General features: G+C 63.9%; 21 protein-coding genes. 11 read left to right on the top strand and 10 right to left on the bottom strand.

Annotated features, from left to right (window positions below; all coding sequences use genetic code 11):
- Window positions 1-3: 3 nt before the first annotated feature.
- From ASD99_RS14175 to ASD99_RS14160, 4 genes are read left to right on the top strand one after another with little or no spacing between them, the layout of a single operon-like run.
- Window positions 4-810 carry an SDR family oxidoreductase gene (locus tag ASD99_RS14175; RefSeq protein WP_057144008.1) on the top strand — a complete coding sequence of 269 codons (807 nt, stop codon included), beginning with the start codon at window positions 4-6 and terminating at the stop codon, window positions 808-810.
- An 11-nt stretch (window positions 811-821) separates the two neighbouring features.
- Window positions 822-1,769, top strand: coding sequence for a 3-hydroxyacyl-CoA dehydrogenase (locus ASD99_RS14170; RefSeq protein ID WP_057144007.1), 948 nt, complete (start codon window positions 822-824; stop codon window positions 1,767-1,769).
- Window positions 1,766-2,728: a 3-keto-5-aminohexanoate cleavage protein gene (locus tag ASD99_RS14165; RefSeq protein WP_057144006.1), complete on the top strand. Its 963-nt coding sequence runs from the start codon at window positions 1,766-1,768 to the stop codon at window positions 2,726-2,728. Before ASD99_RS14170 ends, ASD99_RS14165 begins: the two co-directional genes overlap by 4 nt.
- Before the next feature lie 48 nt (window positions 2,729-2,776).
- A complete protein-coding gene (locus ASD99_RS14160; protein ID WP_056581755.1) occupies window positions 2,777-3,655 on the top strand; it encodes an SMP-30/gluconolactonase/LRE family protein in 879 nt (292 codons plus the stop codon).
- 127 nt (window positions 3,656-3,782) lie between these two features.
- Here the strand turns inward: ASD99_RS14160 and nanR are convergent, their stop codons facing one another.
- The gene (gene nanR, locus ASD99_RS14155) at window positions 3,783-4,484 is read right to left on the bottom strand and encodes a transcriptional regulator NanR (protein ID WP_320410770.1); all 702 of its coding nucleotides are present in this window, start codon (window positions 4,482-4,484) and stop codon (window positions 3,783-3,785) included.
- Window positions 4,485-4,683: 199 nt separating this feature from the next.
- Between nanR and ASD99_RS14150 the strand changes: the two genes are divergently transcribed.
- From ASD99_RS14150 to ASD99_RS14130, 5 genes are all read left to right on the top strand, one after another.
- Window positions 4,684-6,285, top strand: coding sequence for an ABC transporter substrate-binding protein (locus ASD99_RS14150; protein ID WP_082525201.1), 1,602 nt, complete (start codon window positions 4,684-4,686; stop codon window positions 6,283-6,285).
- Between the two features lie 93 nt (window positions 6,286-6,378).
- Window positions 6,379-7,335, top strand: coding sequence for an ABC transporter permease (locus ASD99_RS14145; protein WP_057144004.1), 957 nt, complete (start codon window positions 6,379-6,381; stop codon window positions 7,333-7,335).
- Window positions 7,328-8,236, top strand: a complete 909-nt coding sequence (opp4C, locus tag ASD99_RS14140; protein ID WP_056581747.1) for an oligopeptide ABC transporter permease — start codon at window positions 7,328-7,330, stop codon at window positions 8,234-8,236. Before ASD99_RS14145 ends, opp4C begins: the two co-directional genes overlap by 8 nt.
- Window positions 8,233-10,308: an ABC transporter ATP-binding protein gene (locus tag ASD99_RS14135; protein WP_200950994.1), complete on the top strand. Its 2,076-nt coding sequence runs from the start codon at window positions 8,233-8,235 to the stop codon at window positions 10,306-10,308. The genes opp4C and ASD99_RS14135 overlap by 4 nt, the downstream gene beginning before the upstream one ends.
- 28 nt (window positions 10,309-10,336) lie before the next feature.
- On the top strand, window positions 10,337-11,233 hold the full coding sequence (locus ASD99_RS14130) for a dihydrodipicolinate synthase family protein (protein ID WP_056581745.1): 897 nt from the start codon (window positions 10,337-10,339) through the stop codon (window positions 11,231-11,233).
- Window positions 11,234-11,309: 76 nt separating this feature from the next.
- Here ASD99_RS14130 and ASD99_RS14125 read toward each other — a convergent pair whose 3' ends face one another.
- The gene (locus ASD99_RS14125) at window positions 11,310-11,762 is read right to left on the bottom strand and encodes a GntR family transcriptional regulator (protein WP_056581742.1); all 453 of its coding nucleotides are present in this window, start codon (window positions 11,760-11,762) and stop codon (window positions 11,310-11,312) included.
- Window positions 11,763-12,035: 273 nt separating this feature from the next.
- On the opposite strand from ASD99_RS14125, the gene ASD99_RS35120 reads away from it, so the two are divergent.
- Both ASD99_RS35120 and ASD99_RS35115 read left to right on the top strand, forming a co-directional pair.
- Entirely contained in the window at window positions 12,036-12,395 is a 360-nt protein-coding gene (locus ASD99_RS35120; RefSeq protein ID WP_274533694.1) for a GntR family transcriptional regulator, read from the top strand.
- The gene (locus tag ASD99_RS35115; RefSeq protein ID WP_274533693.1) at window positions 12,383-12,736 is read left to right on the top strand and encodes a GntR family transcriptional regulator; all 354 of its coding nucleotides are present in this window, start codon (window positions 12,383-12,385) and stop codon (window positions 12,734-12,736) included. Before ASD99_RS35120 ends, ASD99_RS35115 begins: the two co-directional genes overlap by 13 nt.
- On the opposite strand, the gene ASD99_RS14115 is transcribed toward ASD99_RS35115, so the two are convergent.
- From ASD99_RS14115 to ASD99_RS14080, 8 genes are all read right to left on the bottom strand, one after another.
- Window positions 12,703-13,158, bottom strand: a complete 456-nt coding sequence (locus ASD99_RS14115; protein WP_056581932.1) for a MaoC/PaaZ C-terminal domain-containing protein — start codon at window positions 13,156-13,158, stop codon at window positions 12,703-12,705. The genes ASD99_RS35115 and ASD99_RS14115 overlap by 34 nt on opposite strands.
- On the bottom strand, window positions 13,155-14,231 hold the full coding sequence (locus tag ASD99_RS14110; protein ID WP_057144003.1) for a Gfo/Idh/MocA family protein: 1,077 nt from the start codon (window positions 14,229-14,231) through the stop codon (window positions 13,155-13,157). The genes ASD99_RS14115 and ASD99_RS14110 overlap by 4 nt, the downstream gene beginning before the upstream one ends.
- Complete coding sequence (locus tag ASD99_RS14105; protein ID WP_056581739.1) at window positions 14,224-14,553, bottom strand: L-rhamnose mutarotase; 330 nt, start codon at window positions 14,551-14,553, stop codon at window positions 14,224-14,226. Before ASD99_RS14105 ends, ASD99_RS14110 begins: the two co-directional genes overlap by 8 nt.
- A gap of 9 nt (window positions 14,554-14,562) precedes the next feature.
- Window positions 14,563-15,675, bottom strand: coding sequence for a mandelate racemase/muconate lactonizing enzyme family protein (locus tag ASD99_RS14100; RefSeq protein WP_057144002.1), 1,113 nt, complete (start codon window positions 15,673-15,675; stop codon window positions 14,563-14,565).
- A 5-nt stretch (window positions 15,676-15,680) separates the two neighbouring features.
- Window positions 15,681-16,778 (bottom strand): ABC transporter ATP-binding protein, encoded by a 1,098-nt coding sequence (locus ASD99_RS14095; RefSeq protein ID WP_056581735.1) that lies wholly within the window; start codon window positions 16,776-16,778, stop codon window positions 15,681-15,683.
- A 4-nt stretch (window positions 16,779-16,782) separates the two neighbouring features.
- Window positions 16,783-17,649, bottom strand: coding sequence for a carbohydrate ABC transporter permease (locus tag ASD99_RS14090; RefSeq protein ID WP_056581733.1), 867 nt, complete (start codon window positions 17,647-17,649; stop codon window positions 16,783-16,785).
- A gap of 2 nt (window positions 17,650-17,651) precedes the next feature.
- Entirely contained in the window at window positions 17,652-18,548 is an 897-nt protein-coding gene (locus ASD99_RS14085) for a carbohydrate ABC transporter permease (protein WP_057144001.1), read from the bottom strand.
- A 135-nt stretch (window positions 18,549-18,683) separates the two neighbouring features.
- Entirely contained in the window at window positions 18,684-20,003 is a 1,320-nt protein-coding gene (locus ASD99_RS14080; RefSeq protein ID WP_056581721.1) for an ABC transporter substrate-binding protein, read from the bottom strand.
- Window positions 20,004-20,054: the final 51 nt, after the last annotated feature.

The following is a 20,054-nucleotide window of genomic DNA, read 5'->3' as shown; positions in this document are numbered from 1 at the left end:
ACGATGAGCACAAGGGCGCCGGCATCGGCGGACGACTTTCTGACCGGGCTGAAAGGCCAGCGCGTGCTGGTGACGGCAGGCGCCGGCGGTATCGGTTTTGCCATAGCCGACACGCTGTCGCGGCTCGGCGCCCGCATCGTCGTCTGCGACGTTTCCGATGAGGCGCTGGCCGCCGCTCCCGGCAAGATCGATCTGGTCGCCGCTGTGAAGGCGGATGTTTCGCGCGACGATGATGTCGACCGGCTGTTCGAGGCTGTGAAGGAAAAGCTCGGCGGACTCGACGCGCTGATCAACAATGCCGGCATTGCCGGGCCGACCGGCGGTGTCGACGAGATCGAGCCGGCCGACTGGCGGCGCTGCATCGACATCTGCCTGACCGGCCAGTTCCTGTGCGCCCGGCGCGCCGTGCCGCTGATCAAGGCGGCGGGCGGCGGCTCGATCGTGTCGATGTCGTCGGCGGCGGGCCGCCATGGCTACGCATTCCGCACGCCCTACTCGGCGGCCAAGTTCGGCGTCATCGGTTTCACGCAGAGCCTCGCCAAGGAGCTTGGGCCGCATGGCATCAGAGTCAACGCCATCCTGCCCGGCATCATCGAGGGACCGCGCATCGAAGGTGTCATATCGGCACGCGCCAAGCAGGTCGGCATCAGCCACGAAGAGATGACGGATCGCTATCTCCAGAATATCTCGCTGCGCCGCATGACCAGCCCCTATGATGTCGCTGCGATGGTCGCTTTCCTGCTCTCCGATGCGGGGATCAACATTTCCGGCCAGTCGCTCGGCGTCGACGGCAACGTCGAAACACTTTGAGGAGCCTATCCATGGCCAATGTCGCGATCGTCGGAAGCGGGTTCATCGGGCGGGCCTGGGCGATCAGCTTCGCCCGCGCCGGCCATAATGTACGGATGTGGGACCAGTCGCCGGCCGCGACCGGTGGCGCCCGCGACTATATCGCCGGCGTGCTCGGCGATCTCGCCGCGAACGACCTGCTGCGAGGACAGGCGATCGACGCCGTGCTTGACCGGATCACCATTGTCGCCGAGCTGGCAGAGGCGCTGGCTGGTGCTGTCCATATTCAGGAGAACACGCCTGAAAACCTCGAGGTGAAGCGGGAGGTGTTTTCCCTGATTGACAGGCTTGCCGATCCGCAGGCAGTCATCGCCAGCTCCACTTCGGCGCTGTTGCCGTCGAAATTCACCGACCATCTGCAGGGCCGGCATCGCTGTCTGGTCGTGCACCCAATCAATCCGCCCTATCTCATTCCTGCGGCCGAGGTCGTGCCGGCACCGTGGACTTCTGCCGAGACGCTCGAGAGGACTCGCGCCTTCCTCATCGACGCCGGCCACGCGCCGCTGGTGATGAAGCGCGAGCTCGACGGCTTCATCATGAACCGCCTGCAAGGGGCGTTGCTCGAAGAGGCTTTCCGGCTCGTCGCCGACGGCTACGCCAGCGTCGAGGATGTTGATATCGGCATCCGCGACGGGCTTGCGCTGCGGTGGTCGTTCATGGGTCCGTTCGAGACCATCGATCTCAATGCGCCTGGCGGCGTGCGCGACTATGTCGAGCGCTATCAGTCGATCTATTCGAACATTTTTCCGCAGATGCTGCGCCGCGTCGACTGGGCGGGCGAGGTGATGAAAACCGTTGAGGCCGACCGGCGCGAACGCCTGCCGCGCGAGAGTCTCGGCGAACGGCAGGTGTGGCGCGACCGCAGGCTGATGGCGCTGGCGGCGCACAAGAAAAAATCGGATCAGGAGTACGGACAATGAGCGAAACCAGCCGCAAGACCGGCGCCCCGCAGACCAGGGGCAAGGTCATCATCACCTGCGCGGTGACGGGCGCCATTCACACGCCGACCATGTCGCCTTATCTGCCGATCACGCCCGACCAGATCGCGTCGGAGGCGATCGCCGCGGCCGAAGCCGGTGCCGCGATTCTGCATCTGCATGCCCGCGACCCGGAAACCGGCAAGCCCGACCAGACGCCCGAGGCCTTTGCCCGCTTCCTGCCGCGCGTCAAGCAAGGCACCAACGCCGCCATCAACATCACCACCGGCGGCAGCCCCTACATGAAGGTCGAGGAGCGCGTGCGCCCGGCCGCCCAATTCAAACCCGAAGTCGCCTCGCTCAACATGGGTTCGATCAATTTCGGGCTCTATCACCTCGCCGACAAATACGAGACCTTCAAGTTCGACTGGGAAAAGCCGCATCTGGAAGCGACGCGCGATCTCGTCTTCCGCAATTCGTTCAAGGACATCGAGTACATTCTGGCGACTTGCTACGACAACGGCACGCGCTTCGAGTTCGAGTGCTACGACATCGCCCATCTCTACAACCTGTCCCACTTCGCCGACCGCGGGCTGGTGAAGCCGCCTTTCTTCGTGCAGTCGGTGTTCGGGTTGCTTGGCGGCATCGGCACCCATCCCGAAGACGTCGCGCATATGAAGCGCACCGCCGACCGGCTGTTCGGCGACCAGTTCCGCTGGTCGGTGCTGGGCGCCGGCGCCAGCCAGCTCCGCATCGCCGCGCAATCGGCGGCGCTTGGCGGCAACATCCGCGTCGGGCTGGAGGACAGTCTGTGGGCGGGCAAGGGCAAGCTTGCCAAATCGAACGCCGAGCAGGTCTTGCTGGCCCGCAAGATCATCGAGGGGCTCGGCATGGAAGTGGCGACGCCCGACGAGGCGCGCGAGATCCTGTCATTGAAGGGCGGCGACAAGGTCGCTTTCTGACGCCGCCAGACCAATCGCTGCGTGACGCCAATACCCGAGGAGGACGGCATGAAGATCGAAGTCGTTGTGGACGTGAAGACTACGCTGGGCGAGGGACCGCTGTGGGATGTCGAACAGGAGCGCCTGTACTGGATAGACAGTTTCGACGGACGCGTGTTTCGGGCGACCTCCGACGGGCGCGAGATACGGTCCTGGGACGTGCCGATGAAGATCGGCTCGATGGCGCTGCGCAAGGACGGCAACGGTGCGGTGGTGTCGCTGCAGCGCGGCTTCCATCTGCTCGATTTCGCCACCGGCGATGTGACGCTGATCCACGACCCGGAGCCGGACAAGCCGATGAACCGGCTCAACGACGGCAAGGTCGACCGGCGCGGCCGCTTCTTCGCCGGCTCAATGGATACGATGGAAGAGGGGCCGTCCGGCGGCCTCTACAGGCTCGATCCGGATTTCTCCGTCACCCGCATCGATTCCGGCATCATCTGCTCCAACGGTCCATGCTGGAGCCCCGACGACCGTACCTTCTATTTTGCCGACACCTGGACCGGCGAGATCTGGGCCTATGATTATGATATTGCCACCGGTGCCGCCACCAACCGGCGCACCTTCGTGCGTGTCGACACCAGCCGGGGCGGTGCGGCTGACGGCTCGACTGTCGATGCCGAGGGCTATCTGTGGAATGCGCTGGTCTATGACGGCCGGCTGGTGCGCTACGCGCCGGATGGCAGCATCGACCGCGTTATCGACATGCCGGTCAAGAAGATCACCAGCGTCATGTTCGGCGGACCGAAGCTCGACACCCTCTACGTCACCTCGATGGCCAAGCCGCCGCTGCCGCGTTTTCCCGGCGACGGCGTTTTGCGCGGCAGCCTGTTCGCCATCACCGGCCTTGGCATCAAGGGCGTTGCCGAACCACGCTTCGGTGGCTAACGGTAGGAAGCATTGAGCCAGCCTCCGAAGCCGGTTTGATCAGTGCAACAGGCTGTTGGCCGCAGCGGTCAAGCACGGTTTCGTGCTGCTGATTTAAGTTCGAGAGACGCTGGCTGCACGGGCGCGTCTAGTCCGATTTCGCAAGGCTCGAATTGAACTTGCGGCGGGCGTTTTCCAGATGCTCGCGCATCGCTCGGCCGGCCGCCTCCGGATCATGCTGCTCGATGGCTTCGAATACGTTTTTGTGGCCGGCAAAGCTCCTGCGGTTCTCGACTTCGGTGTTGGCCATGTGGATGCGCTGGTTGATCAGCCATTCCACCAGCGCTTCGTGCGCGGCGAGGAAGATCGGGTTGCCGGGAATCGCGGTCAGCACCCGGTGAAAGGCGACATCGGTGACGGCGAAGGCACGGGCGCGCGGAATGGCGCGTTCGTTCTCGGCAAGTGCCGCCGCAAGCGCCTCGACCTGTTCGCGCGTCGCCACCTCGGCGGCATGGCGCGCGATCGAGACTTCGAGAAACAGCCGCAGCTGCTCGAAATGGCCAATACCGTCGGGCTGGTCCATCAACAGATGCGCCGTGCCGGTCAGTTGCTCTAGCATGTTGCGCGGCGTCGGCCGCGTCACCTTTGGCCGCTCGCCGCTGTTGATGCGCACCAGTCCCATTTTCTCCAGCGCAAACAGCGCTTCGCGCACCGAGGGGCGGCCGACATCGAACATCGACATCAGGTCGCGCTCGGACGGCAGCGAGGCGCCGACCGGATAGACCTTGTCGCGGATCATCTCCTCCAGGCGGAGGCGGACTTCATCGGACAATTTTTTTCGAACCGGCATATTGTGCATGGTCTACCTTTTAAGCTATTAGACCAGTCGCCGCAAGTGAGGACTTGCGGGACGGAAGGGTTGGAGGAGGCCGCCGCCGGCCGATGGCGCGGCGGTCGGCGCGACAGACGAGGGTCTGACGCGGGAGCAGGCCTGGAGCAGGGGCATCGCCCCGATTTCGGCCGGCGGAAAGCAACGGGAGGAGAATTCCATGAGACGACTGTTGATGAGCCTTGTGCCGGCGCTGGCGTTGATGTTTGCCGCCGTGGCCGCCAAGGCCGAGGGAGGCGGCACGTTCCGTTCCGCCATGCGCACCGGCTGCATCGAGATGGGCACGCTGCACACCACCTGCGGCCACCGGCTGGACGAGACGGTGCTGCAGGGCCTCGTCCACATCAAATGGACAGGCGACGGCGTGCAGCCGATGCTGGCCGAAACCTGGAAGACGCCGGATGGCGGCAAGACCTATGTCTTCAGCCTGCGCCATGGCGTCAAATGGCATGACGGCACGCCCTTCACCGCCAAGGATGTAGTGTTCAGCCTCAACCTTTATGCCAACCCCAAGGTTGGCTCGCCCTGGGCGCAGAAGCTCGGCGCAGTGGCTGGGTACAAGGCTTTCCAGGATGGCTCGGCCTCCTCGCTTGCCGGGGTCAAGGCGATTGACGACATGACCGTCCAGATCGAACTCGACAGCGCCAAGCCGCTATGGGTCGAGCTGCAGCTTATCGCCATCAGCATCTTTCCCGAACACATTCTCGGCAAGGTCGCGCCCGGCGACATCAAGGGCAACGCCTTCTGGGTCAACCGCGTCGGCACCGGTCCGTTCATCTGGAAGAAATACGAGAGCGACCAGTATGTCGAGGTCGACCGCAATCCCGATTATTTCCTCGGTGCGCCCAAGCTCGACCGCATCATCTACCAGATCTACAAGGACGTGCCGCCGATCATCGCCGCACTCGAGACGCAGGAGGTCGACGCCATGTCCTATGAGGGCGGCGGCGTGCCCATCTCCGAACTCGCCCGGCTGCAGAAACTCGACTACCTGACGGTGCTGCCGAAATTCTCCGCCGGCCTGCCGACCTACCTGCAGTTCAATCTGGAGAACAAGCGCTTCGCTGACGTGCGCGTGCGACAGGCGATGCTCTACGCCATCGATCGCAAGGCGATCATCGAGACGGTCAAGCAGGGCGCCGGCGAGCTTCTAAACACGCTGTTCCCGCAAGATTGGGCGCGCGCCAAGGATCTCGAGCCCTACGACTACAATCCCGACAAGGCCAAGCAGTTGCTTGCCGATGCCGGCTGGGACGCCAGCCAGCAGGTGGATTTCATCTACTATTATTCCGACCAGATGAACGTCGACACCGTCACCGCCATCCAGAGCTATCTGGCCGCCGTCGGCGTCAACATTGAACCGCGCCTGCTCGATCCGGCGGCGATCAACCAGGTCTATGCCGACGGCAGCTTCCAGATGGGCTTCTTCGCCAACGGCATGGGGCTCGATCCCTCGCTGGGCTCGCCGCTGGTGGTCTGCGGCGCCAAGCCGCTCGGCTTTGGCTACTGCAACCCCAAGGTCGACGAACTGTTCAACAAAGGGCTGGAATCGAACGATCGCGCGGTGCGCGCCGAGAGCTACCAGGAAGCCTCGCGTATACTCAACCAGGAGCTGCCAAAGGCCTGGCTGTGGAACGAGGTGCGGCCACTGGCTTTCAACAACCGCATCGTCGGCCTGCCACAGCACTTCAAGGAACAGCCGCTCGTGATCTTCAACCACCCCGTCTACAACGAAGTCGAGAAGTGGGAAGTGGCGAAATAGGCCCCTGCGTAGACGTCCTCATCGGTGGGGCATCAGCTCTGGAACCTCATGCCCCATCGCCTCAACAGCCGCCTTCAACGATAGGAGAGGCCGGTGCTCAGCTATCTCCTGCGAAAGCTGCTGCTCAGCATCCCTGTGCTGTTCGGCGTCACTGTCATCGTCTTCAGCATCGCGCACGCCATGCCGGGCGACGCCGTGCTGGCGATGATCACGGCGGAGGCGCCATCGAGCGAGGCTCTGATCGCGATGCGTCGCGGCGAACTCGGCCTCGACCAGCCACTCTACGTCCAATACCTCAACTGGATCGGCCAGATCCTGCACGGCAATCTCGGCCGCTCCTTCGTCAATGGCCGCAGTGTCGGCGACATCATCGGTGAGCGCCTGCCGATGACGCTGGAACTGATGGGGGTGGCGCTGCTCGTCGCCTTCATCATCGGCACCACGCTGGGGGTGATCTCGGCGCTCAGGCAATACCGGCTGACGGACTATTCGCTGACGCTGGGCGGTTTCGTCGGCGTGTCGATCCCGGATTTCTTCATGGGATTGCTGCTCGTCTACGTCTTTGCGCTGGAACTGCGCTGGCTGCCGTCGTCGGGCATTTCGACGGCGGGCGACAGCTTCTCGCTCGTCGACAATCTCAGGCATCTGATTCTGCCGGCTGCCGCACTCGCGCTGTTCCGCGCCGCGATCTTCATGCGCTATGCCCGCGCCGGCATGCTCGAAGTACTGAACCAGGACTATATGCGCACCGCCAGGGCCAAGGGCTTGCGGCCCAGCACGATCACGTTACGCCACGGCCTGCGCAACGCGCTGATCCCGCTGGTCACCGTCTTCGGGCTGACCTTGCCGACCCTGTTCGGCGGCTCGGTGGTGATCGAGACCATTTTCCAGTGGCCGGGCATCGGCCTGATGTTCATCGATGCGGTGGTGAACAGGGATAGCCCTGTGATCATGGGCTATGTGCTGATCACCGCCATCATCGTGATGCTGGCCAACCTCGCGACCGACCTTGCCTACAGCGTGCTCGACCCTAGGGTGAGCTATGACTGACGCCACCGCCGCCGACTTGACGATTGCCTCCGGCGCCTCGCGCGGCCTGTGGAGCGAGGCAGCGCGCCGCTTCCTCAACCACCGCCTGGCGACGCTGGGGCTGGTCATGCTCGCCATCGTCGTGCTCGCCTGCGCACTGGCGCCGCTGATCGCGCACTATGGCCCCAACGACATCGACCTGCGCGGCCGCAATCAGCCGCCGGGCGGCGGCCACTGGCTGGGTACCGACGGCACCGGCCGCGATATCTTTGCCCGCATCCTTTATGGCGGTCGCATCTCGCTGACGGTCGGCTTCGTCGCCGTGGCAATCTCGGCGGCCATAGGCATTTTCATCGGCTGCGTCGCCGGCTATTTCGGCGGCAAGGTCGACCTCTTCCTGATGGGCCTGATCGACATGGTGCTGACCTTTCCGCGCCTGGTCATCATCATCGCTTTTGTCGCCGCGGTCGGACCCAGCATCCTCAACACCATGGTGGTCATTGGCCTGCTCAGCTGGCCGTCCATCGCCCGGCTGACGCGTGGCGAGATCCTGGCGCTGCGCAACCAGGAATTCGTCCTCGCCGCGCGCTCACTCGGCACCTCGCCCTCGGTCATCATCCTCGAGCATATCCTGCCCAATGTGCTGAGCCCGATCCTGGTGGCGATCACGCTCGACGTTGCGACAGTCATCCTGCTCGAGGCCTCGCTGTCCTTCCTTGGCCTCGGCGCGCAGGCGCCGGCTGCCAGCTGGGGCAACATGCTGCGCGATGCCCGCACGCTGTCGATCCTTGAGAGCCAGCCCTGGATGTGGATCCCGCCCGGCGCGATGATCGCGGTCGCCGTGCTGAGCATCAACTTCGTCGGCGACGGCCTGCGCGACGCGCTCGACCCGCAGCACATCATGGGCGGGAGCACGAAATGATGGGCGCCGACGCACTTGCCATCGACGGGACCGCAAAGTGGATCGGGCAGCAAGCGGTGCTTTCCGTTCAGGGGCTGAGCGTCGAGTTCGGGCCTCGGGACAGTTCCGTCTATGCCGTCAACGACGTCTCCTTCGAGCTTGCCGAAGGCGAGTCGCTGGCCATCGTCGGCGAGAGCGGCTCGGGCAAGTCGGTCACCGTGCAGACGCTGATGGGGCTGATCCGCAAGCCGCCGGGCCGCGTCACCGCAGGCCGAGCGCTGTTTCGTGGCCGCGATCTTCTGGCCATGCCCGACAGCGACTTGCGCCAGATACGCGGCCGCGACATCGCCATGATCTTCCAGGATCCGATGTCGTCGCTGAACCCGGTGCTGAGCATCGGCCTGCAATTGACCGAGGCGCTGCGCGAGCACCAGGGGTTGAATGAGGCCGAGGCCGAACGTCAGGCGCTCGACATGCTGGACCTCGTCGGCATCGCCAACGCGCCGCAGCGCATGCGTGCCTTTCCACACCAATTCTCGGGCGGGCAATTGCAACGTATCGGCATCGCCATGGCGCTGGTCTGCAAACCGTCGATCCTGATCGCCGACGAGCCGACCACGGCCCTCGACGTCACCATCCAGGCGCAGATCGTCGAACTGGTGGTGCGCCTGCAAAAACAGCTCGGCATGGCGATCATCTGGATCAGCCATGACCTCAGCCTTGTCGCCGGCTTCGTCGACCGAGTTGCGGTGATGTATGCGGGCTCGATCGTCGAACAAGCACCGGTCGATGAGCTGTTTTCGGCGACGACACATCCTTACACGATCGGCCTGTTGAACTCGATTCCGTCGCTGACTGCGGCAAACACCAGGCTGGTGCCGATCAAGGGCGCGCCACCCAACGTCACTCTGCCGCCGACATTCTGCGCCTTCGCGCCGCGCTGCGATTATGCCGAGGTGCGCTGCCGCGAGCAGAGACCGCCGCTGGAAACGGTCGGCGCCGGCCACACCACCGCGTGCTGGCGCTGGCGAGAGGTGGCACGATTACCGCGCACGCCGGCAGCCGCATCAAGCGCGGCACCGGCAGCGGCGCCCAAGCAGGAACCGCTGCTTGTCGTCTCCGATCTCAAGGTGCATTTCCCCATCCGACGCGGTGTGCTCAAGCGGCAGGTCGGCGCTGTGCACGCGGTTGATGGGGTCAGCTTCGAGGTGCTGCGCGGCGAGACGCTGGCGCTGGTCGGCGAAAGCGGCTGCGGCAAGTCGACGACCGGCCGCGCCGTGCTCGGCCTGGAGCGCCCGAGCGCCGGCAGCGTCCTCTTCGAGGGCAGGGACTATGCCGGCGCGACAGGCGATGAGCTCAAGCAGCGCCGTCGCGACATGCAGATGGTTTTCCAGAACCCGTTCGGCTCGCTCAATCCGCGCATGACCGTCGGGCGCATCATCGGCGAGGGGCTGCGCGCCCAGAAGATCGGCACCCGGGCGACGCGTGGCGTCCGTGTCAGCGAATTGCTGGCGCTGGTCGGCTTGCGGGAAGCGCTGCGCAACCGCTACCCGTTCGAACTCTCCGGCGGCCAGCGCCAGCGCGTCGGCATTGCCCGCGCGCTGGCAGCCAATCCGAGATTCATCATTGCCGACGAGCCGATCTCGGCGCTCGACGTCTCCATCCAGGCGCAGATCGTCAACCTGCTCGACGACCTCAAGGCGCGCCTCGGCCTGACCTATCTGTTCATCGGCCACGATTTGTCGATGATCCGCTATCTCAGCGACCGCGTCGCGGTCATGTATCTGGGCCGGATCGTCGAGATCGGCACCACAGCAGCGGTGTTCGGCAGTCCGCTGCATCCCTATACAAGCGCGCTGCTGTCGGCGATCCCGGTGCCGGACCCCAAGGCTGGCGGCACACGCCGGCGTATCGTGCTCGGCGGTGGCGTACCCGATCCGTCGAAGCCGCCGCCCGGCTGTCATTTCCATCCGCGTTGCCCGATGGCCACCGACATTTGCACCAGGGCAGACCCGCAGGTGCGCGATTTCGGCTCTGGCGTCTCCGGCCAGCATCTCGTCGCCTGCCATCATGCCGGCGATGCCACCCCATGACTCTCCTGGAAAGACCGAGGATCCCCAAATGACCAAGGAATTGGCGGGCATGTATGCCGCCCTGATGACCGGACTGAGCGATGCCGGCGAATTCGATCCGCAGCGCCAGCGCAACATCAGCGACTATGTCCTGCGCCAGGGCCTGGCGGGACTCTATGTCGGCGGCAGCAGCGGCGAATCCGGCCTGCTGACGGTGGACGAATTGCTGGTTCAGCAAGAGGTGGTGTTCGCTGGCGCCACAAGCACCGGCGTCAGGCTGATCGCCCATGTCGGCATGCCGAACCTGCGCGATTCCATCCGTCTGGCGCGGCAGGCGCAAAAGCTCGGCTATCACGCGCTGTCGGCGCTACCGCCGCATTCCTATCCGTTCTCCGACGAGGAGGTCTTTGGCTATTACCAGGCGCTGGCGGCGGCAACGGATCTACCGCTGATCGTTTACGAAATCCCTTTGCGGACCGGCCGGCCATTGCCGCTCAGCCTGCTGGTGCGGTTGCTGGATCTGCGCAATGTCGTCGGCATCAAATACACCTCCACCGACCTGTTCAAATATTCGCTGCTGCGCAAACGGCAGCCGCAAAAATTGTTCTACTATGGCTTCGACGAAATCTATGCCGCCGCCGGCATGCTTGGCACCGATGGCGGCATCGGCACCACCTACAATCTGCTTGGCAGGCTGTACGTGGCGGTGGATCAGGCGATCCGTGCCGGCGACCTGGCCCGAGCGAAAACACTGCAGATGGTCTCGCAGGACTTCGTCGAGGTGCTGCTGGAAACCGGCGTGCTGCCGGGCATGAAAGCGGCCTTCCGCGTCATCGGCGTCGATTGCGGCCCGACCCGTGCCCCAATGGCGCTGGCTGTCGCCGACGCCGAGGACAGGATGCGCGCGGTTCTCTCCCGCCCGGCGGTGAAAGAGTGGCTTGCGTGAGAAGCGTCAGCGCGACGGCCATGCGGCCGCGTGAAGATTGGGGCGGCTCCTCACCCAATGACACTATGAGCGGCGGTCAACGGATCACTGGCCAAAGAGATCCGGACGGGCGACGTTGAGCCGCTGCACCGTGCCCAACACTTCGCGCAGATGCCGCCATGCGCGCGCCTGCCTGTTTTGCCTCGCCGATTTCCACGGCCTCGAGGATCGCCAAATGCTGGGCGAGCAGCGTTTCCAAGTATCCGGGCTCGGGCAGGCTCAGATAGCGCACACGGTCCATCTGCAGCTTGACCACCTGGATCACCCGCCAGCTCTTGGGCAGGCCGGCCTCTTCGCACAGGTTGCGATGGAAGGCCTCGTCGAGTTCGAGGAACAGCTCGCGGTCGCCCTCGGCCACCGCCTTGGCCTGCTGGGCAAGGTTCACCCTGCCTGCCGCGATCAAGCCGCCGGAGCCGTGGCCGTCCAGTCTCTGCACGACGGAGACCTCGAGCGCCTCGCGAATGAACTGCGCTTCCTCGACGTCGCTCACCCGGATCGGCGCGACGAAGCTGCCGCGCTGCGCCAGGATGTCGATCAGCCCTTCATCGGCAAGCCGGAGGCGATGGCCGGCTGCGGCGCGCCGAGGATGGCGTGCAGGTTAGCGGCCACGTTCGGTCGGGCAAGTCTCGAAAATGATGCTGAATGTGTGCGTATACGGGCATACTTATAGCCACTCGGGGAGTCTTCGGTTCCGCTGGCACCATGTGAACGGGAGCGTCGGTTGCGAGGATTTGCGGAAAGCGTGATGCAGGGACCGCGGACCGTGGCCGAGCAGGTCGCCAATGTCCTGCGCGAGGCCATTGCCAATGGAACCATCAAGGCAGGCACTCCGCTGCGCCAGGACGAGGTGGCCGAGCAGCTCGGCTTCAGCCGGATGCCCATTCGTGATGCCCTTCGCCAGCTTGAAGCCGAGGGCATTGTTTCCATCCACCCGACAAAGGGCGCGCAGGTCGCCCGGATGGACAGCGTCGAGATCAGTGAAATCTACGCCCTGCGCGAACTGCTCGAAAGCGAGGCGCTCCGGCTCTCGGTACCCAGCCTCGCCGACGAGAAGCTCGATGAGGCGGAACAGGTGCTCGATCAGATCGATGCGGAGCGCAATGTCGGCCGTTGGGGGCCCTGAACGGGGACTTTCATCTGGCTCTCTACGACGCCTGCGGCAACCATCGACTGCTCAGCCTGATCGAGGCCCACCACAATGCAGCCGATCGCTACGTCCGCATCCTGCTGTCGAACCTGGACTATCGCAACCGCTCGCAGACGGAGCATCGCGACCTGCTGGCCGCCTGTCGGCGGCGCGATGGCGACAAGGCCACAAGAATTCTGAGGCAGCATCTGCGCGAAGGAAGCGAGACGCTGGTCAGCGCAATCAGGGAGATGGCCTGTCGCGAAAATCCTGACGGCGTGGCTCACGGGCATTGCGATGGGCTTCAGCCCTGCGCCGGCCTGCGTTCGACGATGTAGATGTGGTCGGCCGCGAGCACCACGTCACCGCGCTGGTTGATCACCTCGCAGCGCTCGATCACCCGCCCTGAACCCGGCCGCTTCGGATCGTCTTCCTTGGCCGCGATGGTGGTGCGCGTGCGGATCGTGTCGCCGATGAACACCGGCTTGATGAAGCGCAGCCGATCATAGCCATAGGAAAACGCGACGGGGTTGATGACGGTTGCCGTCAGCCCGATGCCGACCGAGAACACCAGCGTGCCATGCGCAATGCGCTGGCCGAATGGCGTCGTCTTCATGAACTCGGCGTCCATGTGGTGCGGGAAGAAATCGCCGGTGTGGCCGGCATGGACGATGAAGTCGGTCTCGGTGATGGTGCGGCCGCCGGTGAGGCGCGAGGAGCCGATCTCGTAGTCCTCGAAATACTGGATCTGTTCCATCAGGGTCTTTCCGCGATCGGTGTCGCTGGTGCCGCACTCGACTGATAGGCGGCCTCGACCAGCGCCATCGTGCTCCACGCATCCTCAACTGGACTGATCAGCGTAGCATCTTCTCCGATAGCAAAACGCTGGACATTGGCCATGCGGCCAACGAAGGCGTCGGGGAACCACTCGCCGGCGAGCGGCACCGCGACCCAGTCCGTTCCGCCTTTCGGATGGATCTCCAGCACATCCGGTTCGCCTGTGGGATAGTCGAGATTGAGGCCGAGCTTGAGATAGGCGGCGCCCTCGGTGCCACAGATGCGGAACTCGCAGGCCTGGTGCCGGCGGCCGAACTTGTGGTCATGATTGATCGACAGGGCGCAGCGCACGGTGTCGCCATAGTCGAGAATGGCACTGGTGCGCGTCTGCGCCACGGCATGGTTGGGATGGCCAAGCGTCTTGGCGTGGACACCTCTGGGGTCGCCGAGCAACTGCCGGATCAAGTCGAGATAGTGGATTGAGTGCATGGCGATCTCGACGCGTGGCGCCTTGAGCAGGAATTCCCACAGCTCCCACGGCGTCGCCAGCGCCAGCCAGGCGTCGAAGTCGACGACCTCGCCGAGCCAACCCTTGGCGATGGCGTCCTTGAGCGCCAGCATCATCGGTGCGAAGCGCAGCTGGAAGTTCACCGCCGCATGCAGCTTCATGGCGCGGCAGATTTCGAGGATCGCGGTCGCCTCGGCAAGGTTGCTGCCCATCGGCTTCTGGATCAGCGCCACCGCGCCATTGGGCAAGGATTTCAGCACATCGGCATGACGCGACGGCGGCGTGGCGAGATCGAAGATCGCACCCTCGACGGCAGCAGCCTCCCCGGCCGAGCGAAAGGCTGTCACACCCCATTGGCTGGCCAGTTTTTCAGCTCTGGCATGGTCCGGATCGTAGAGGCCGGCGACCGGAAAACCGGCTTTCCGGTAGGCCGGGAAATGCGCGTCGCCGACGATCGATCCGGCGCCGAAGGTGACTATCGGCCGGGGCTTGGAGGGTTTGGGCCAGGACTGGACGAGCAAGGCAGGGTCGAAACCGCCTTCAGTCATGATGGAAGACCTCATCCATCTCGGCCCACCACTCGCCTTCCTTGCGCGTCGCCAGCGGCTCCTGGCAAGGCATGCAGACAGCCCACCATTCTTGCGTCTTCGGGTCGGCCGCCATCTTGGCCATGTCGGCTTCGTAGTCGCTACCGTGGTATTCGAATGTGCTGAACAACAGGTTCTCCGGCCGCTTCAGGTAGATCGAATAATTCTTGATGTTGCAGGCCGAGATCATCGTCAGCACGTCAGGCCACACGGCGGCATGCAGGCGGACATACTCCTCGACCTTTTCCGGCTTCAGCCCCAGAACCATTCCCATCCGCCGCATGCCCGTCTCCTATCTGGTGATCGCCGTGGTGAATTCGGCGATGCTCATGGCCTTGACCGCGTCCCAGTCCCAGTCGATGCCGATGCCCGGCTCGTCGGGCGCCAGCGCCTGGCCATCCTCGATGCGCATATGCTTGCCAGTTAACTGGTCGAGTTGCGGAATGTACTCGACATATCGGCCGTTCTGAACAGCGCAGGTCAGGCTGACATGCAGCTCCATCAGGAAATGCGGACAGACCGGAATGTCGAAGGCCTCCGCCGCGTGCGCGATCTTGAGCCAGGGTGTGATGCCGCCGATGCGGCCGACATCGACCTGGACGATCGAGCAAGCGCCTTTCTGCATGTATTCACGGAAATGGCGGATGGAGTAGAGCGACTCGCCAATCGCAATCGGCGTCGGCGTCGAGTTCGACAATCGCACATGCCCGTCGATGTCGTCGGCCGGCAGCGGCTCCTCGATCCAGGCGAGGTCGAGCTCACGCAGCCTTGCGGCGCGCCGGATCGCCTCGTCGATCGAAAATCCCTGATTGGCGTCGGTCATGATCTCGTAGCCGTCGCCGACCGCCTTTCGCACCGCCGACAGGCGGGCAAGATCTTCCGAGCCGTGCGGCCTGCCGATCTTCACCTTCGAGCCGCGAAAGCCCTTGGCCTTTGCGGCCAGCGCGTCGTCGACCAGCGCCTGCGTCTCGATGTGCAGCCAGCCGCCCTCGGTCGTGTAGAGCGGGCAGCGATCCTTGGCGCCGCCGGCCAGCTTCCACAGCGGCAGGTTCTGCTTTTTCGCCCGCAGATCCCAAAGTGCGGTATCGATCGCCGCGATCGCGATGGCCGTGATCGCTCCGATGGTGGTGGCATGGGTGGCGAATTCGAGATCGTGCCAGATCGCCTCGATCATGTCGGGGTCGCGGCCGATCAGGCGCGGCACCAGATGATCGGACAGGAGCCGCATCACCGACGAACCGCCAGTGCCGATCGTGTAGCTGTAGCCGGTGCCGACCGCGCCGTCGGAATCGGTGATCGTGATGATCGGCGTTTCCTGGCTGACGAAGCTCTGGATCGCGTCGGTGCGCTTGACCTTGGGCACAAGGTCCACCATCCGCAGTTCGACTTTCTCGATTCTGGCCATGCCGATCAGCTCCGCAATGTCTTTCCGGTCTCAGTGGCAAACAGATGAGCCTGCGACATGTCGAGGCTCATGGCGATCCGCTCGCCCGGCCTCAGCGGTCTCGGGTTCAGCATGCGTGTCACCCAGTCTTCGCGGTTGAATTCGACGAATACCAGCGTCTCGTTGCCGAGCGGTTCGGTGACCGTGATCGGCAGTTCGATCTGATGGACATCGGCAGCACCCCCGGAGCTGATACCATGCCCGGTCGGATAGATGTCGTCCGGCCGCAGTCCGAACACGACCTTGTCGCCAGTCGCGACATTGGCCTTGAACTGGCCGGGCAGTGGCAGTCTTTCGCCGCTGGCGAAAACCATCTGGCCGTCATCGATCGTCGCCTCGTGCAGGTTCATCGGCGGCGAGCCGATGAAGCCGGCGACGAAGCGCGTCGCCGGCCGCCGAAAAACTTCGTCAGGCGTGCCGACCTGTTCGATATGGCCGTCGCGCATGATGACGATGCGGTCGGCAAGTGTCATCGCTTCGACCTGATCATGGGTGACGTAGATCACCGTCGACTGCACCTTGGCATGCAGCTTCTTGATCTCGGTGCGCATTTGCGTGCGCAATTTGGCGTCGAGGTTGGAAAGCGGCTCGTCGAACAGGAACACATCGGGGTCGCGCACGATGGCGCGGCCCATGGCGACGCGCTGGCGCTGGCCGCCCGACAGTTGCGACGGGCGGCGGTCCAGCAGCGTGTCGAGGCCGAGGATGGCCGAGGCCTCGGCGACCCGGCGCTCCATGTCTTCCTTGGCCGCCCCCGCGATCTTCAGCGAGAAGCCGAGATTCTCGCGCACCGTCATGTGCGGGTAGAGCGCGTAGGATTGGAACACCATCGAGATGTTTCGCGAGCGTGGCGGCAGGTCGTTGACGACGCGCCCGCCGATCTCTATCGAGCCGGCGCTGATCTCTTCCAGTCCGGCGATCATGCGCAACGTCGTCGACTTGCCGCAGCCGGACGGGCCGACCAGCGCGATGAACTCGCGGTCGGCAATATCGAGATCGATGCCGTGCACGATCCCGATGTTACCGTAGCGCTTGGTTAGCTTGGAGAGGGAGACGGTTGCCATTGGATCAGCCTTTCACCGCGCCGGAGGTCAGGCCCCCGACAAGGTGTTTCTGGACGATGTAGGTGAGGGTGAGCGCCGGGATGATCATCACCACGGCGAGCGCGCACATGCCGCGCCAGTCGATGGTGAACTCGGCGGTGTAGTCGAGCAGCCCGACCGGCAGCGTCTTGGCGCTTACCGACCGGGTCAGCTGCGAGGCCAGCGCGAACTCGTTCCAGCAGGTCAGGAAGGCGAAGATCGCGGCCGACGCGATGCCCGGCCCGGCGAGCGGAAACTCGACCTGCCAGAAAGCCTGCCAGCGCGTGCAGCCATCGATCTGTGCCGCTTCCGCGAGATCCTTAGGCACCTGACGGAAGAAGCCGTCGATCAGCCAGATGGTGAACGGCACGTTGAGCGCGACATAGGCAAGGATCAGCCCGAAATGCGTGTCGATGATGCCAAGCCGCACGTAGAGGAAGAACAGCGGCAGCGAGAGCGCGATGCCGGGCACCGTGCGCGTCAGCATCAGGCCAAGGAACACGCTGGACTTGCCGCGGAAGCGGTAGCGCGCGAAGGCATAGCCGCCGGCCATGCCGATGGCCACCGCAATGACCGTCGAGGTCACCGAGATGATCAGCGAGTTGCGGAAATATTCGATGACAGGGATGCCACCCTTGCCGATGCCGCTGAACATCGAGACATAGGCGTCGAACGAAATCTCCTGCGGGATCCACACCGGCGGCTTGGCCATGATCTCGACGGTCGGCCGCAGCGACGAGATGACGATCCACAGGCCCGGCAGGCAGATCGTCAGCATCGCCAGGAACAGGCCGATGCGATAGACGACGCTGAGCAGGCGGCGCTTCAGGCGGGCGGAAGAATTCTCGTCCATCTTCACCACTCCGCACCGATCTGCGTGCGCGCCGCAGCGAGCTTGTTGAAGAAGTAGACGGTGAAGGCGATCGACAGCAGGATCGAGAAATAGGCCATGGCGTTGGCCATACCCATGCGCCCGTCGCTGTAGGCGGTGCGCGCCACCAGCGTCCACAACAGCTCTGTGCGGCCCGCCGGTCCACCATCGGTCATGATCTTGACGATGTCATAGGCGCGCGCCACGTCGAGCGAGCGGATGGTCATGGCGATGTAGGCGAAAGGCATGACGAACGGCCACGTCACATAGCGGAACGTCTGCCACGGCGTGCAGCCGTCGACCCGCGCCGCCTCGATCGGCTCCTTGGGCATGGCGAGCAGACCGGCGAGGATCAGGATGGCGAAGATCGCGGTCGACGACCATATCTCGGCGATCGAGATGGCGATGAAGGCGAGATGGCCCTCGATCAGCCACGGTATGGCGTCTTGCGTGATGCCGAGCGACTGCAGGGCATTGTTCACCAGGCCGATATTGTCATTGAACATGAACTTGAACTGGAAGCCGACGAGGATCGGCGAGAACATCATCGGAAACATCATCAGCGTGCGCAGGATGCGCTGGCCGCGCGTCGCCTTCTCGACCAGCATCGCGAGGCCGAGGCCGAGCAGCATTTCAAGATTGAGCGCGATGGTCAGCAGCAGCACCGTGCGGCCGAAGGCCCACCAGAAATCGGTGTTGGACAGGATCGAAATATAGTTCCGGATGCCGATGAAGACGTAGAACGTTTCGGGTCGCGTCAGGCGGAAAGGCGTGAAGCTGGAATAGAGCGATAGCAACAGCGGGATCACGACAACCGCCGCCAGCACGATCATGGCCGGAAGCAGCAGCAGGAATGGCGCGGATGGCTTGAAGCCCTTCATCAGAATCCTTGAGGTGTTTGCATTTGGACGGCGCTGCGTGGGCCGGGAGCGAAGGTTAGCGTAAACCGCCGGCATCCCGCGAAACGCGATCACCTCCCCCATTCATGATGGGGGAGGCAGCCTCGGGAGTGGTTTCTACAGCTTGCCTGCGTCCTGGAGGATTTGCGTCGCCTTGACGGCAGCTTCATCCAGTGCCTGCTTCGACGTCTTGTCGCCGAGGATCGCCGCCTGCAACTCGGGATAGACGGCGTTCGAGATCTCGATCCATTCAGGCGTCTGCGGCACGGCAAAGGCGTGCTTGGCCTCCTCCTGGAAGGCGGTAAGAACCTCCTTCTTGTAAGGATCGTTTTCGGCCTGCTTCAGGTCCCAGTCCCAGACCGCGGTGCGGGTCGGCAGCGGACCTGCGGCGGCCTCCAACTTCTGGCTGTCTTCGTTGGTCAGCCACCAAACCAGGGAAGCCGCGGCCTCCTTGTGGGGGCAGTTCTCGGTCACCGAGAAGCCATGGAAACCGGACCAGCCGGTGCGCTTGCCCGAAGAGCCCTTAGGCGCGACCTTGACGCCGACATTGCCGGCGACCTTCGACGATTTCGGATCGTTGAAGAAGCCGGCCCATCCCGGCCAGTCGAGATTGATGGCGACGGTGCCCGAAGCAAAGCCCTGGCCGAGATCGTCCCAGAGATAATTGGTGGTTCCGGCTGGCACGGCCTTGGCCTTGTAGAGGTTGACGAACCAGTCGAGCGCCCGGACGCCAGCCTCGGAATTGAAGACCGGCTTGCCGTCCTTGTCGAGATACTCGCCGCCCTCGGCGACGACCATCTCGAAGAAGCGGCCGTTGATCGCCTCTTCCTTGCCGGCGAACTGCGTGCCGTAGAAATTGGGCGGATTGGCGAAGAACTCGGCCTGGTCGGTGACTTCCTTCCACGTGTCCGGCGGCACCAGGTCATAGCCGTATTTCGCCTTGAACTTGGTCTTGTTGTCGGCGTTCTCGTACAGGCTTTTCTGGTAGTAGAGCGCTGAAACGTCGAACTGGGCGCGCGGCAGCATCTCCAGCTTGCCGTCGATGGTAGCCGACTTGATGGTCGACGGCACGAAGGCGTCTATCTCTGCCTTGGGCAGCAATTTGCTCAGGTCGGTGTAGAGGCCCGTATATTGCGGCGCGAAGGATGAATGGTTCCAGCCGACGCACCAGTTGGTGCTGCCCGAAGCGATGTCGGACTTGAGCTCCTTGTCGATGTCGAAGCCGTTCTTCTTGGTCAGGATGTTGACCTTGGCGCCGGTCGCCTTTTCCCATTCGGGAATGCGCTCGTAGAGTTTTTCATATTGCTGGCCGCCGATCAGCTTCACGTCGACGGTCACGCCTTCGAACTTACCGGGCAGGTCGCCGGCAAGGGCAGCGCTTGCACTGAATGCAAGCAACAATGCGCCGGCGGACACGCCGGAAAGCAGTCTGTTCATTTGTATCCTCCCTTGGTGCGCCTCAGCGGCGACCGCAACTCGTCTGATGAC

The sequence above is a fragment of the Mesorhizobium sp. Root695 genome, assembly GCF_001428185.1.
In the GTDB taxonomy this organism is placed as follows: Bacteria; Pseudomonadota; Alphaproteobacteria; order Rhizobiales; family Rhizobiaceae; genus Mesorhizobium.
Note: the sequence above shows the minus strand (reverse complement) of the source record. Positions and strands in the feature narration are given on the sequence as shown.